The sequence below is a fragment of the Dyadobacter sp. HNCC25DJ185 genome (genome assembly GCF_056895195.1).
This window is the reverse complement of sequence record NZ_JBXHAR010000001.1, coordinates 982,805-996,919: the sequence shown is the minus strand read 5'-3', so window position 1 is coordinate 996,919 and position 14,115 is coordinate 982,805. Positions and strand designations below refer to the sequence as shown.

12 protein-coding genes are annotated in these 14,115 nt (G+C 49.3%); 5 read left to right on the top strand and 7 right to left on the bottom strand.

The annotated features are described in order from the left end of the window. Window positions 1–17 precede the first annotated feature (17 nt). The 6 genes from AC1XUF_RS04130 to AC1XUF_RS04105 all read right to left on the bottom strand — a co-directional run bounded on the left by AC1XUF_RS04130 (window position 18) and on the right by AC1XUF_RS04105 (window position 6,838). A complete protein-coding gene (locus AC1XUF_RS04130; protein ID WP_483340392.1) occupies window positions 18–1,574 on the bottom strand; it encodes a GMC family oxidoreductase in 1,557 nt (518 codons plus the stop codon). Window positions 1,575–1,599: 25 nt separating this feature from the next. After that, complete coding sequence (locus AC1XUF_RS04125) at window positions 1,600–3,336, bottom strand: thiamine pyrophosphate-binding protein (RefSeq protein WP_483340391.1); 1,737 nt, start codon at window positions 3,334–3,336, stop codon at window positions 1,600–1,602. After that, window positions 3,299–4,126 (bottom strand): type 1 glutamine amidotransferase domain-containing protein, encoded by an 828-nt coding sequence (locus AC1XUF_RS04120; RefSeq protein ID WP_483340390.1) that lies wholly within the window; start codon window positions 4,124–4,126, stop codon window positions 3,299–3,301. The genes AC1XUF_RS04125 and AC1XUF_RS04120 overlap by 38 nt, the downstream gene beginning before the upstream one ends. A 67-nt stretch (window positions 4,127–4,193) precedes the next feature. Further along, window positions 4,194–4,631 (bottom strand): ester cyclase, encoded by a 438-nt coding sequence (locus AC1XUF_RS04115; protein ID WP_483340389.1) that lies wholly within the window; start codon window positions 4,629–4,631, stop codon window positions 4,194–4,196. Window positions 4,632–4,774: 143 nt separating this feature from the next. Further along, window positions 4,775–5,929: a nuclear transport factor 2 family protein gene (locus AC1XUF_RS04110; protein ID WP_483340388.1), complete on the bottom strand. Its 1,155-nt coding sequence runs from the start codon at window positions 5,927–5,929 to the stop codon at window positions 4,775–4,777. 45 nt (window positions 5,930–5,974) lie between these two features. Next, window positions 5,975–6,838, bottom strand: coding sequence for an ester cyclase (locus AC1XUF_RS04105; protein ID WP_483340387.1), 864 nt, complete (start codon window positions 6,836–6,838; stop codon window positions 5,975–5,977). Between the two features lie 441 nt (window positions 6,839–7,279). On the opposite strand from AC1XUF_RS04105, the gene AC1XUF_RS04100 reads away from it, so the two are divergent. From AC1XUF_RS04100 to AC1XUF_RS04080, 5 genes are all read left to right on the top strand, one after another. After that, the gene (locus tag AC1XUF_RS04100) at window positions 7,280–8,245 is read left to right on the top strand and encodes a GAF domain-containing protein (RefSeq protein ID WP_483340386.1); all 966 of its coding nucleotides are present in this window, start codon (window positions 7,280–7,282) and stop codon (window positions 8,243–8,245) included. Continuing rightward, on the top strand, window positions 8,242–9,288 hold the full coding sequence (locus AC1XUF_RS04095) for a sensor histidine kinase (protein ID WP_483340385.1): 1,047 nt from the start codon (window positions 8,242–8,244) through the stop codon (window positions 9,286–9,288). Before AC1XUF_RS04100 ends, AC1XUF_RS04095 begins: the two co-directional genes overlap by 4 nt. Beyond that, window positions 9,285–10,058 (top strand): LytR/AlgR family response regulator transcription factor, encoded by a 774-nt coding sequence (locus AC1XUF_RS04090; protein ID WP_483340384.1) that lies wholly within the window; start codon window positions 9,285–9,287, stop codon window positions 10,056–10,058. Before AC1XUF_RS04095 ends, AC1XUF_RS04090 begins: the two co-directional genes overlap by 4 nt. 140 nt (window positions 10,059–10,198) lie before the next feature. Next, on the top strand, window positions 10,199–11,182 hold the full coding sequence (locus AC1XUF_RS04085; RefSeq protein WP_483340383.1) for a bestrophin family protein: 984 nt from the start codon (window positions 10,199–10,201) through the stop codon (window positions 11,180–11,182). A 4-nt stretch (window positions 11,183–11,186) separates the two neighbouring features. Further along, complete coding sequence (locus tag AC1XUF_RS04080) at window positions 11,187–11,900, top strand: hypothetical protein (protein WP_483340382.1); 714 nt, start codon at window positions 11,187–11,189, stop codon at window positions 11,898–11,900. Window positions 11,901–11,902: 2 nt separating this feature from the next. Here the strand turns inward: AC1XUF_RS04080 and AC1XUF_RS04075 are convergent, their stop codons facing one another. Next, a complete protein-coding gene (locus tag AC1XUF_RS04075) occupies window positions 11,903–14,092 on the bottom strand; it encodes an alpha-galactosidase (protein WP_483340381.1) in 2,190 nt (729 codons plus the stop codon). Between the last annotated feature and the right edge of the window lie 23 nt (window positions 14,093–14,115).

The window sequence follows — 14,115 nt, the reverse complement described above, 5'->3', positions numbered from 1 at the left end:
TTAGTAATTTAGATTAATCAACTGGCGACGGATCTCGCAGCCGAAGTATGTTGTTGTTCCAGGATCATATCCGCCGCTTTTTCGCCAATCATAAAGCAGGCGGCCACTGTATTTCCGCTGGTCACGGTCGGCATCACCGAAGCGTCCGCCACCCTCAGATTTTGAATTCCATGAACTCTCAATGCGGGATCTACCACGGCCATTTCGTCGTGCCCGATCTTGCATGTTCCTGCAGGATGCCATATCGTAGTACATTGGCTTCTGACAAATCCAGGAAGGTCAGCCACTGGACCCGGTACCATTTCGCCGCCGTTCAGTTCGAGGAATTTGTTGGTGTTGGCCAGCTTTCTGACAAGCGACACCGCTTTCACAAGCACCTGTAAATCAGAATCCTTATTCAGGTAGTTGGGGTTGACCAGCGGTGCGTCCATTGGATTTTTGGAGCGAAGCGTTACCTCTCCTCGACTTTCCGGCTGAACCAGGATCGGCAGAAAAATACATACCGGGCCACCCAGATCCGGCAATACCGGCGCCAGTGGCTGCGGCAGACTTGGTGTAAAGTTGATCTGCAGGTCAACAAGCCCGCCTGCTTCTTTGGTACAAACAAAAAGTGCGTTTCCAGTCAGCAACGTGGTATTCGGCATTGGAATTCTTGACCGGAAGATCATCGGCAGCTGCAAATGATCCTGTAAGTTTTTGCCTACCCCCGGCAGATCCGCGTGGACTGGAATCTCCAAGGCTTTCAGCGCTTTCGCTGGTCCTACGCCCGAGAGCAAAAGCAACTTGGGAGACGCCAGCGCACCCGCCGAAACAATTACTTCTTTCTCAGCCAGTGCCTGCCAGGTTTTGCCTTCCGATTCAAATTCGATCCCGAACGCTTTCTTATCCTGGATCAAAATCCTGGAAACCTGTCCGTGAATGATCATCGCAAGGTTCTTACGACCCCTTACCGGGTCCAGAAATGCCGAGACACCGTTCTCTCGTTTGTTTTCTTTATCAATATGAAATTGAAGTAACCCAGCCCCGTTTTCCTGCCTTTCCCCGTTGTAGTCCCAATAGGGTCCGTCGAAACCCAGCTCGGTGGCACCTACCAGGAAATGTTCCGAACGCATCATGTCATCAGGACAATCCCTGATACTTAATTCACCGGTCGTCCCGTGGTATGCGGATGCGCCGTTTTCAAAGTTTTCCAATTTCCTGAAATAGGGCAAAACGTCCTTAAAAGCCCATCCAGTGGCTCCCAATGCACTCCATTGGTCGAAATTCCCGGGATTTCCCCGGACGTACATCATGGCATTGACAGAAGTGCTTCCACCCAGCACCCTACCCTGATTGATAACGATCTGCCTTCCCCCCAGCCCTTCCTGACGTGTCGTTTCCAGTTTCCAATCCAGCTCTGACCCCCACAGGCTCACGAACCCGCCGGGATCTTTGATTGCGGGAACCTGATCGGTACCACCCGCTTCTATCAACAGGACCCGGTTTTGCGGATCTGCGCTCAGACGGTTCGCCAATACGCTGCCGGAAGCCCCGGCCCCAATAATGATATAATCGTAAATCTGATTATTCAGCATCTTGATGTGGAGGTTTGTTGTACAGTCAATGCGAACAATTCACTTTTACCCACTCAGACCGATGGTCACCTTCCAGCACCAGATCGATCAGAAACGGTTTGTCGTCAGCCAGCATTCTTTCAATTGCCGGTAAGATCTCTTCTTCTTTTTCAACCCTTACTGCATCCATACCCATGGACTGGGCCATGATATCAAAGCGGATAGCCGGATACGACAAGTCAAAAGGGAGCGGATAATTGTGTGCGGCAACTTCCCTTTCCTGCCAGTATTGATCAATATTCAGTTGTAAGAGCTTATAAGAACCATTATTGCAAACCACGAACTTGGCACCTGTTTGATGCCGCACAGCAGACCACAGGGTTTGAATGGTATACATACTTCCGCCATCCCCTGAAAACCCAATGACCGTCTTTTCCGGATGTGCGATCTTGGCACCAATTGCCCCCGGAAACCCTACGCCCAGCGAGCCTCCCCGGGTTGTAAAGTATTGCCCTGCAAACTGCGGCGGGATGTATCTGCTCAACGCAGGGGAGTTCGTCAGCGCCTCGTCGAAAATGATGCTTTGGCCGTGATGGATTTTCTCGCCTAACACGCGGGCGAACTGGGCCATATGCAAAGGACTTTTGCCTTCCTGCTTAACGTCCATTTCCTTTTCGCGCGCAATTTTTTCTATTTTGAAATTACCGATGTCCACTATACGCTGGATCACAAGCGACATTTGCTCGGGCGAAATCATCGCTTCGATCGCCTCGGCAAGCGCTGCCAGGGAAAGCTTTGGATCGCTCACCACACCCAGATCAACCCGATGGTTCTTCGCGATCTCATAAGCATTCAGATCAAAATGAATGACTTTTGCACCAGGGGCATAAATATCGTCCAGGTTCGGAAAAACTTCGGGCATCATATAGGTGCCTACAATGAGGTTCACATCGCCTTTTGAAGTGATCGGATAGCTGAATGAGCCGAACATATGGCCGGTGGTACCCTGGTAAAGCGGATGGGTATTGTCCATCACCACGTCGCCGAACTCAACGCCGTGGACTTCCGCACCCAGTAATTCTGCAACTTTGGTCAATTCTGCAATGGCACCGGAGTAAGCAATACCGTCACCTACGAAAATCATGGGCTTGTCGGCGTTCAGCAGGATTTCCGCCGATTGCCGGATCAGGTCCGGGGCTGGCAACACACGTGTCGAGGGTGTGCAGCTCGGAAATACCGGCTCTTCATTGATCTCGTCCAGGATGTCCATAGGCAGACAAACATATACAGGGCCCATCGGCGGCGTGGTCGCAATTTTCACGGCCCGGCGTAATGTTCTTAACAATGACCTGGAATCGGTAGCCATGGTCGCAAACTTGGTTACAGGCGCCATCATGCCTACGAGGTCATTAGCCATTTGCGCGTCCATGTTCATATACCGCACACCGGCATCCGACCCGATTACAACCAATGGCGCATGTCCTCTTTTAGCCTGGTACACCGCACCCACGGCATTGCCAATGCCCGGCGAACTGTGCAGCTGCACCAATGCAGGTTTTTGGGTTGCCCGGGCATAACCATCGCCCATCATGACGGCAATGGTTTCCTGCAGGCTCAGGATGTATTTCATTTCCGGATATTCGGCCAGCGCATCCAGGAAACCCTGTTCCACTGTTCCGGGATTTCCGAACATGAAGTCCATGCCATCGGCCAGAAATTGTTCGATGATCTTCTGATTTCCGGTTTTACCAGCCATAACGCGTGAGGCCTTTGTCCAGAACATTCACAAATTGTTCGCCAAATTCAAACGAGCATTGCAGGGAACGAGCTGTAATAAATGGGTAATCAACAATCACTGAGGTTTCCTTTCCGAAATTTCCATGGTACTGCCCCTCCGGCCCAACCGCATCGGAAAGGATGTATTCCAATACATACGGCGGTGCGCCCATGTTCAGGTCGGTGTGCAGGAAGCCGGTACCATCGTGGTAATCGTATTCGATACAGTGACCGGTCACATGTTTGCCCCGGATGATTGGCCTGCGCTCGTTGAAATCCCTGGCGAAAACCAACGGGGCAACCCCGTAGCATATACCGGCAACCGGCAGGCCCTTTTTATAAAAACCCAAAATCAGGTCATGAACGCGCTGATTGTTAACCATATCCACAATCGGGCCGCTCCCGCCAACCAGGAACACAGCTGCATACTCTTCGGTCAATTTTTCCTGGGCAATTTTCAAATCCGCATAATACTTTTCAAATGCCCGCAGAAAGTCCGGAGCAGAGAAAAACGGACGTTCAGGAATAACCTCCGAAAGGTTCATTCGGTCTTCAAGCCGGTTAGACTTTTCGAAAGCGATCACTTTTTCGGCTGCGAGCGGCGTTGTAACGCACACGCCCAGCGGAGGGTCTACGTAGGTCGTATCATAGCTGGGCGGCAAAGCTTCCGCTTTTTTCCCTTTCGGTGTGATAAATTCAACGGTGTAACCGGCTTCTTCCAGTTTTTCGAGCGGGCCTACGAGCTCAATGCCCCAGTATCCGTATTCCGATAAAACGGCGAGTATTTTTTTAGACATAACATTTCAGGTTTTCGGGAAATGAGAAGGAATATGATTATGAGGAGGATTTAAGTCTCTTTAAGCGTCAGTGTCCGGGAGGAGGTGGTACAACACCCAATTGCTGCAGCAGCCCCAGTTCGTCGACATTGGCCCAGCGCTCGGCAATCTTTCCATCATGCATGCGGACGGTTGTGGTGCCCGACATTGAAATGGGCTTTCCTGAAGGCGGCATACCCATCACGCCGCCGGTATCGGTGCCATTTAGTCTCCACCTGTGTACCACTTTGTCGGCCACATAAATCTGGTCTTCGATCGTCAGCTTGACATCCGGCATCGCACCGCGAAACATGCCAATGATTCCTTTAAAGCTGCCGGATCCGGGTTCAGAAACGGTTTTGCCGGCAACCTGCGAATGATCGATCGCATCCGACGACAATAAATCTTCTCTTACGACGCCTGTATTCCAGGCTGCTTCAAAAAATTCAATACAGATCGCATTGTTCTGTTCTGCTGTGAATGACATGGTTTTCTTATTAAAGGGTGGATAATCGCCTCGAGCTGTTGGCTTTCAGCTTTTTCTATTTAAAATGATCATTAATACACTATTTATCAGGCATTTAAACGAAAGGATACAGTTCGGAAAGCTGAGGGCTAAAATCCAGTCGCTTAGTTGACCGTAAACGGCCGCCCGCCCAGGAATGCTTCCACGATCCAGGCTGTGTTGACGTAGTTGGTCAGCTGCGTGACTTTTCCGTCCCCGTTGGCGGTTACGATGTGAACAGTGCTGGTGTGAAATGGCAGACCTGTAACCTTCGACGCACCCGGTTCGTCGATCACAATGGCTGCTGTATCTCCCTGGTGAATCAACCTGACCGCCTTGAAATGTTCAAATTGCATAGTCCTGATAATTTCCTTCGCCGATTCCATCGCCGCGTCCGGGCCTATCCGTTTTCCCGACCATGCGATCAGGTCTGCCGGGCCGAACATTTCCCATACTACGTTCTCGGCAAATACTTTTCGTACTTCCGCGGCATTTAATCCTTGCAAAGCAGCATACATCGCCAATACCGTTTTGACCGTCGGATTGGGGATAGCAGGCTCAATGGGTTCGAAAACAATGCTATCGGTATTCCTCAGCGCCGGGATTGGTTTGATCACGCGGTAATGCGAATCGATAGCACTGGGGTGCACGGTAAACGGCCGGCCGCCGTAAATCGCCTCGATGATCGGATACGTATCCCTGTAATATTGCAAATGGCTGATCTTTCCATTCCTGACAGTTACCCAATGGACTACCCCGCCGCTAAATGGCGTTCCATACCTCGACTCCCCACTCCCGTCAAGCACTACAGCAACCGTGTTGCCTTGTGCTATGAACCGGGTTGGTGTGAGCTTTTCAAAAGCAAGCCCCTCGTTGAGTAAAAGAAAAAACCTTGCGACGCCCTCCGGCCCTTTCCAGACTCCTGCCCAGGGCATGATGTCCGTTGGTCCGGCTACTTCCCAGAGCACATCGTCCGCTAAAAGCGTTAGTGCCTTGGCCAAATTATGATTTAACAGTGCTTTATAGAATGATTTCAGCAAAGAGGTCGGATCCAGGTCGTGGGCATTCACATTTTTCAGGATTGCCAGCTCCTTCTCCCCATCCCCAAGCCCGATCACGGTATCACGGTCCTGCTGAAAAAGCCGAAGATCCTTTCGGGATAAACCCACATTTGCGATCACCAGGACATCATGGTCCGTATCAAAATCGGTGACTACAACAGGAACTTCCGGAAGCGCGCCATCGGCAATGTGAAAATATCTGACCTCAACGCTTTCCATGAACCGACCTTTTTAGAGCATTTCTAATGATTTTCAACTGCCCGGTTAAGACGGGACAGCCCCCAGCTGTTGCATCAGTCCGAAGTCGTTTTCATTGACGTGAACGGATGCAATTTTTCCGTTTTTGATGGTGAAAATATCAATACCGTAGTCTTTGACGTGGTTTCCGGTCGGAGATGCGCCCAGGAATTCTCCGAGGTGTGTTCCCTCTATGTTCCAGCGGGTAGCGACTTTATTCCCTTCCGCAGTTTGCCGCATCACGCTGAACTTAATGTCCGGGAAAGCATTGCGCAAATAAGAAACAAAGCCCTTAAAAGCGGCGTAACCGGTTATCGGCTCAGGCTGCGTAGGGATGATGAACGCGAATTCAGGATCAAGAATCTCCTCCACCACGTCCAGTTTGCCCTGGCTCATGATTTCATCAAAATACCTCGAAGCAAGTTTTTGGTGATGGTCGAGATCGAGTGCGGGAGCGGCTCCTTCGGATGGTAACACGCCCAATTGCAACATCAAGCCCAGCGTATCTTCATGTCCGATTGACTCCGTAATCTTACCGTCGCTGATGGTATGCCAGGTCATCCCGTCTATCTCGAAAAATTTACCTGTAGCCTCTACATTACCTTTTACTGTCAGTAGCGGGCCTCCGGTATGCGTGCCGCCTCCTCTCCATCGTGTAATCACCCAATCGCCGCCGGCAACCATTTCCTGCGGGTTGATATAGAAATCAGGGAATGAACCGTGCAGCATGCGTACAAGGCCCATGAAACCGTCTGGACCGTGAAACGGCTCGGGGTGGGTCGGCAAGGTAAAGACAAAGTCCTCGGAAAGGATCTCGTGAGCGACCTGCTCATTCATCCCGTTCATGATCTGATAAAAATAGCGTCTTGAGAGTACCTTATTTGAATTCATGAGATTCAACTTTACCGGTGGAAGGTGTTAATTAATGATCAGGAAGCGCATTTTCTGCCGTTTCCTTCCGAAATATTGCCACAAGCGAGACGCAGCCGATCCAAATAATGATTGAAACTGAAAAAAAGAAAGGTGAAGTCGTTGTTTCCAGACCTTGAACCGTCAAAGCTTTGACGAAGCAGCTAAATTGCGAATTGAAATTTGCCGGAGTGCCTTTGGAGCAGTATAAAAAGCCGTTAAATAATAAATTGATTTGCTAATCTATTGTCCGGCAGTCCCATAAGATATCAATGAAAGTTTGATACAGAATGTACTATTTGTTTATCCAGCTTTTCGCTTTATTTGTTGTTTTATCGGGACAATTATAGTATTATTTCTACCTTAACCAGTATAATTGCAATTCCTCACGCTTACCTCTCTCGAATCTTAAAAATCCCTTCTATGAGACCCCTGCACCTCCTGATCGTCGCCATAAGAAAAGAGTGGCTCATACTCCTGGAAGATTCCCTCACTTACGCCGGTTATCATTTTCAGATGAAGCAGGTCGATTCCAAGCAAACGGCGATTAAGGCATTTCATGAGGCCAAATACGATTTGCTGATTTCAAACTGCATGCTTCCCGACGGCAACATCACGGATCTTGCCGACGTACTCGGGACGCAGCTTCCGTGCCTGGTGATGTCGGAAGGGCAATGCCCGGTTACCACTGGAAAAGTGTTGATTGTGGCGGACACGAATTATTATATCAATTGCTCCGACAAACTAAGCTGGATTCCGGCACTGGAAAATACCCTGGCAAAATGGAGGAAAAGCGCCCAGCAGAAAATTGACCAGCATCAGCACAGCCATGACAACCTCCATAAGCAGATACTGGCCCGGTGCAGAGAGATCATTGCCGGGGCCACAGAGAATGAACAAACGAAAGAACCTGTTTCTGCCATATTTGAGTTGCTGCTGGACATTATGGACCTGAGCAGGGTTTATTTGTGTGTTCCTGCCCTCCAGCCAGACGGCACCCTGGAAATAGTCAGAACCCATGAAGCCATCTCGCCCGACATATCCCCACGACGTGCATTGAGTCAAAATCCTGGCGAAATCCCCTATTTCAGCCGGTGGACAAAAGCTTTTGAAGCAGGCAAATCGGTCGTCGAAATTACTTCCGCCCTTCCTGCGCATGAAAAACAATGGTTTGCCAAATACGAGATCCAGTCGCTTGCTGCGGTGCCCATCTGCGTAAATGGCCAATGGACCGCATACATTGCATTTGAAGATACCATGAATGCGAGAGACTGGCCACCAGCCAAAATCGAGTTGCTCATATCCGTCGCGGCACTTATTCAGAGCGCATTTTACTCAACAACAAAAGTATCCCGGCATGACCTTGCATTCCTAAACAGTCCTGCATGAGCCCGGATTTGGATTACAGAAACGGGATGTCATTAGGTTGGCGTCTCTGTTTTATTTTAAGCCTTTTTGCAACCATTCCCAGGCTTATCTTCGTCTGGCCGTCAATTTTTGAACAAGGCGATACGGCGACGGGGATTCTGGATATTTGCATTCAGTTTATCGTCAGTTTCGAATTTGCCTGGATCTTCGTTTACATCTGTCTGCATTACACCTACCAGATGCCGAGCTGGTTTAACAGGCAAAATGTCGGGGTACAAAGCTTCCTGCTCATCGTTTTGTTTTTTGCAATCAACGAAATTCTCTTTCAGTTAAAACTGGCGCTGGACGAGGACAATTCGGATATCCTGATTTTCCGTGTCGTTTACTACCTCTACCATATCCTGCTTCTGCTTGCGATCCTTGGCTTCCGGTACTTTTTGCTGACGACTCAGGAAAATCACAGGATCGGCCTCGAAAACGAACAGCTGAAGCGCGAACAACTCAAGGCGCAACTGGAAGCGTTGAGAAACCAACTGAACCCGCATTTTCTTTTCAATGCGCTGAACATTCTGAATATTTCCATTTCAACCAATCCGGAACTGGCGCAAAATATTGTGCTCGATCTGTCGGACATCCTCCGGTACAATCTGAAAGTACAAAATCAGGGCCTCATCCTGCTATCGGACGAACTGGCTGCGGCGCGCGCTTATCTGGACCTTTACAAAGCCCGTTTTGGAGAGAAAATGGCTTTCCATTTTGTAGATACCGAAACGACCAAGCAATGGTACATTATTCCGCTGTCCCTTCAGATCCTGATCGAAAATGCGATCAAGCACAATGTAATCAGTTCCCATCAGGTTCTCATGATCGAAATCAAGCTGGATGAGGAGGAAAAACAGATCACTGTCATGAACACGGTCAACAAAAAACTGAATGTACAGGGAACAGGCATTGGCCTGCAGAACCTGGACAAACGCTATAAAATACAGACAGGCCAAAAGCCTTCCCTGATTGAAGACGAACAACAATTCACAGTTAAAGTACCTTTGATTGAAGCGCCATGACAAGAATTCTCATCATTGAAGATGAAGGACCGGCAGGTCAGTACCTGACGCAATTAATTCAAAAAATCGATCCGAAAACGGAGATACTTGATGTGATCGAAAGTGTAGAGGCAGCCGTTGAATGGCTGAGCAATTATCCTGTCCCGGATCTCATCTTTCTGGATGTTCAGCTGGGTGACGGCACCTGTTTTCAGGTCTTTGAACAAATATCCATTGGCTGCCCGGTTATTTTCACCACGGCCCATGACGAATACGCATTAAGGGCCTTCAAGCTCAACAGTATTGATTACCTGCTGAAACCGATCCGCCAGGAATCGCTGAAATTCAGCCTGGACAAGTATTATCAGCTGAACGAAGAAAACGCGATCAGCAAGGTAAAGTACCTGGAAGAACTGATGCACAACCACATCCTGAACCGAAAAAGCCCCCGCCGAAGCTTCCTGGTACCCTATCGCGACAAACTGATCCCGCTTAAAGATGCCGATTTTGCCTGGCTTACCATACGCAACGGAATGGTGGTAGCGACTTTGCACGACGACAAAAACTTCGTGATCGACAAATCATTGGAAGAACTGGAAAACCAGCTTGACCCTGCCAATTTCTTTCGTGCCAACCGCCAATTCATTATTTCGCGCCAATGCATTACCGAGATTGAACTGTATTTCAACGGCAGATTGCTGGTCCGCACTACTCCTGCATCCCCCAACCAGGTCCTGATCAGCAAGGAAAGGGTGCCTGTTTTCAAGAAGTGGTTTGAAGAACTCGCTTAACGCACCGACTAGCCCCAGGCCTTCAACCCCTGTTTTGTCCGCTTCATTTCTGAAAATTTCAGGTTCAAACAAACCTGCGCGAAATCCCGCATAAAAAGGGAAAAATTAGGGCATCGTTTCAAATCACCCTATGCCTTTTTATGTACACCGCCCGTGAAATCAAGTTTGGTATCATCTGGTCTTTTGCCTGGAAAACAGTCCTGTTCTTTTTTGTTTATTCGCTCGTGCTTTGCAGCATCAGCTATTTTTCCGGTATTACCCTGGGCATTTCCTTCGTTCCTATCGGCCTGATCGGGACTGCCGTCGCCTTCTATGTCGGTTTCAAAAACAACTCTTCCTATGAAAGGTTATGGGAGGCGAGGAGGATCTGGGGGGCGATCGTCAATGCCAGCCGCACCTGGGGCACCTTAGCCTGCACGTATGTGCAATCCGCAGACAGTCAGGCCGAAAAGTCGCAATTGATTCACCGCCACATCGCCTATATCAACGCGGTCAGGTTGCAGCTCAGGGCAAAAAGTGTATGGAACGACAGCCATTCGGTGGCGCATGCGGTCGTAAAAGAGCAGCAAGGCATTGAGAAAGACAGTCTGCCGGATATGCTGAAAAAGCTTTTGCCTGCGGAAGAGGCAGATTATTTTCTCTCCAAAAAGAATCCCGCGACCCATATCATGAAAGCCCAGGGCCGGCAACTGGACGAAATTTTCAGAAAAGGCGGGATCAATGAGCTGCTTTATTTTCATATGATGAATGTTGTCCAGGAATTCTATAACCAACAGGGCGCGGCCGAGCGGATCAAGAACTTTCCCTTTCCCAGGCAGTATGCTTATTTCAGCAAAGTATTCGTCTGGCTTTTTATCCTGATCCTGCCATTTGGGCTGATCAACGAATTCGCCAAGCTCGGCCAGGGCTTTCTCTGGTTTGCCATTCCGAGCTATATCATCATCGGCTGGGTTTTCAACACCATGGAAGTGGTGGGCGATACCAGCGAAAATCCATTTGAAAACGCAGTCAACGACATTCCGATGACGGCCATCTGCCGCACGATTGAAATTGACCTGCGTGAAATGCTGAATGAAGAATCGGTCCCGGCCCCTATCACGGCTGTCAACAATATCTTAATGTAATCTTATGCTCGAACAGGTACGAAAACACTTTCCAAATGCAGTTCCATCCAGTGATTTTGTCTTAAACATTTACAAATCGCTTGCCCCTTTCGAACTGACACCCAACAAAATCATGCTCGCTCACTCCATTTGTTCGGACGACGTGAACGCCATTGAGTATCCCGAACAAGGAAGGCAGATGCTGGGTCCTTTCAACATGGGCGGGCTAAACGGTTACCCGTTTACAGGATTAACCGGAATGGGTGCATTCGCACACCATATTCCGGAGGACGGTGCGGCCATGGTTTTTTATGCGCCGCACATAGGTGTCAGCGCGAGCGGCGAGCTGGGTAAGATCATACGCGTTGGCCAGGAAGAAGAATCCAGCTGCTGCGGGGCCGCGGCCCTGGCGTTAAACAGATTGAAAAATAATGAGATAGATCCGTCCCAAAAGCCAGCGGACGATTATCAGCAGCATTGCCTGCAGGAATTTCTGTTGAATCAAAAAAACCGCGTGCTCAGTTCCGACAAGCCAATCAAGGAAGCTACCGAGGTAATCCTGGAAGAATCGGGCCTGCTGATTGACCGTCTGATCCAGAGAACCAGCTTTACAGGCAAATATCTTTTCGTGATCGGTGCCATTATTATCAATACCGACTGGCATTTCGGCTCGTTCCTGGAACTTCGCCGGTTTGAACAGTGGGATATTCAAACCGGCAAGAAAATCCGGGACCTTTAAGTCTATTCCAAAACAAGCCAGGTGTAGCCTTTTCCGGGAATTTTGACGGAAAGGGTTACGTCGTAGTTCCGGTCGGCTTTATACGTCTTTGCCGCACCCTCTTTTTCCCGGATTTTTATGGTATCATGTTTGCCGGTATAGTATACGGGCAACTTGATCGTCCTCTCGATTGCCTCGTTCAACGGGTTGTACAGCATTACCAGCCCTTTCTCCTTCAAAGCAGGATTGACGTGCATGATCCCATCCCAATCGCGCCCGTCGGCCCTTCTCAAATGCAACAGATCGGAGTTCAGTATAGGGCGGTATTGCTTGTACCAGCCGATTACCTCAGTCACTTTCGTGCGTGTTGCTTCGGTATCGTAAAGCCTCGGCCCACGGTAACAGGCCTGGATACCAGCGCCATAGTATTGCATCATCAGCTGTTCATAAGAATCAAGGTGTTCCGAAAGCGGTTCCAGGATAGCATCGGCGGTTCCTCCCTGGTACTTGGTCAGCGGTACAAAGCCCCAGACCATCGAGGGTGCCTCGTTCCAGGTTGCATCGAATATATTCTGTCTGTTCAGGATCTTTTGCTGATCGCGTGACAAAGAGAAGTTAACTTCCCTGTAACCCAAACCTACCTTATGGGTACCATCCAGAAAATACCAGTCGGGCGCGTTCACATAAATGCCATTTTCATTGCACCAGCGGTAGAGTCCTTTCTGCAATTCCATTTGCCGCCACTGTGAATCATCCAGGTTGGTGTGGCCTGGGTGTGACGTCGACGCGCAAACATCACCGGGATACGGACCGTCGTTTTCAAAGATATTGAAGCCGGTATAGGTCATGAAGCGTTTAAGGCCGGCAAGATAGGCTAGTCCCCACTTACTCCCCATGCAAGGTGCATGACCAAAAAAAGCACCGCCCGGCTTGCCTGTCTTAGGATCGATCACATCGTCCTCGTCACTGATACGCCTGGAACTGAAGAGCGAGTAACTTCCAATAAAAATCCGCTTGCTGTGCGCATAATCGGCCAACTCCTTCCATTTTCTCAAGTTTGCCATGGTGGTGTCTTCCATATTACAGTGGCTACCGAAACTGAGAATCAATGCTTCGTAACCAGTGCCCGCGCACTGGTCGATGGCGGTACGGACTTCCTGGTCATTTTTACTGACCAGATGCATGAATATCGGATTGCTGGTTGTCCAGGGGGCGATTGTGCGGTACATTTTGCGAATTGCCAAACCTTTCCGCTCTCTGTCGTAACTGTCCTGAAGGAGCTCATAAGTACGGATGGATTCCAGCGACCCGCCTTTTTTCAGCGTCATTCCAATATCCCGGCCGGGATGTACTTCCAGCAAACATGGTGTTTGAAAATCATAATTTACCTGGGAGGTATAGGAAGGGTCCGTTTTCCAATGCGTGGCCTGATCGCTTAATGTATACCGCATGGAATTGTTGAATGCGAAATTGTTTTCAACATAAAGTCCATTGGGCTTAGCCATTTTTTCCGGCGTCCCCACCACCGCGCTTTCTTCTTCGGTCACGGCCAGAATTTCATTCACTACCTGATCGACCACGATCGGGCCGGAGGTATTGTTCTGAACAGTCACCCATTTGCTGATGAGTGGCACGCCGTCGAAAATGGAATAATGCACCGATACCAGTAAGCCTTGCAATGCAGGAAGGGCTGATTTGTACCTGAAATTGATGGTTTTGCCCGTTGCCTGATTTTTGTTACCGGTCCACATGGCCGTTTTCCAGTTCAGATAAGGCTTAATCTCCTCGATGGTAAAGTCGGCATAATGAAAAGCACTGTCCGATGATTTCAGGCCGTCGACCCACTCCGGAAGCAGGTAGCCATTTTCTTTTTGGCCATACAACCCGCCGACATTGTAATTCTTTCCGTTGATCACGATACGCGCTTCGGGCTTCACTGCCCGAAGCAATTGCTGGCCGTTGGTCACATTGGAAAAATCGGTGCAGGCCAGGTCCGGCGCCAGTCTGAAAGTCCGCTTAACCAGCCCGTTGTAGAGGACCAGGTTCTTACTATCGGCAGACTTGTAAACCGCTGCTTTCTCCGTTACCGGATGGACCAGCCAATCGGCTTCTTTCTTTTTAGCAGATGCCGAATTCCAGATGGGTAAATTTTGCGCAAAGGACACGGTAATGGTGCAGTACGCAAGAAAAAGGATAGATGTTTTTAGCTTCATGGTTTAGGAAATAAACCGGAAGA

Excerpts from the sequence above, each read along its gene's own strand:
- AC1XUF_RS04075 (WP_483340381.1), bottom strand. The coding sequence starts at position 14,092 with ATGAAGCTAAAAACATCTATCCTTTTTCTTGCGTACTGCACCATTACC.
- AC1XUF_RS04085 (WP_483340383.1), top strand. The coding sequence starts at position 10,199 with ATGTACACCGCCCGTGAAATCAAGTTTGGTATCATCTGGTCTTTTGCC.
- AC1XUF_RS04105 (WP_483340387.1), bottom strand. The coding sequence starts at position 6,838 with ATGAATTCAAATAAGGTACTCTCAAGACGCTATTTTTATCAGATCATG.
- AC1XUF_RS04080 (WP_483340382.1), top strand. The coding sequence starts at position 11,187 with ATGCTCGAACAGGTACGAAAACACTTTCCAAATGCAGTTCCATCCAGT.
- AC1XUF_RS04120 (WP_483340390.1), bottom strand. The coding sequence starts at position 4,126 with ATGTCTAAAAAAATACTCGCCGTTTTATCGGAATACGGATACTGGGGC.
- AC1XUF_RS04090 (WP_483340384.1), top strand. The coding sequence starts at position 9,285 with ATGACAAGAATTCTCATCATTGAAGATGAAGGACCGGCAGGTCAGTAC.
- AC1XUF_RS04130 (WP_483340392.1), bottom strand. The coding sequence starts at position 1,574 with ATGCTGAATAATCAGATTTACGATTATATCATTATTGGGGCCGGGGCT.
- AC1XUF_RS04125 (WP_483340391.1), bottom strand. The coding sequence starts at position 3,336 with ATGTTCTGGACAAAGGCCTCACGCGTTATGGCTGGTAAAACCGGAAAT.
- AC1XUF_RS04110 (WP_483340388.1), bottom strand. The coding sequence starts at position 5,929 with ATGGAAAGCGTTGAGGTCAGATATTTTCACATTGCCGATGGCGCGCTT.
- AC1XUF_RS04115 (WP_483340389.1), bottom strand. The coding sequence starts at position 4,631 with ATGTCATTCACAGCAGAACAGAACAATGCGATCTGTATTGAATTTTTT.
- AC1XUF_RS04095 (WP_483340385.1), top strand. The coding sequence starts at position 8,242 with ATGAGCCCGGATTTGGATTACAGAAACGGGATGTCATTAGGTTGGCGT.
- AC1XUF_RS04100 (WP_483340386.1), top strand. The coding sequence starts at position 7,280 with ATGAGACCCCTGCACCTCCTGATCGTCGCCATAAGAAAAGAGTGGCTC.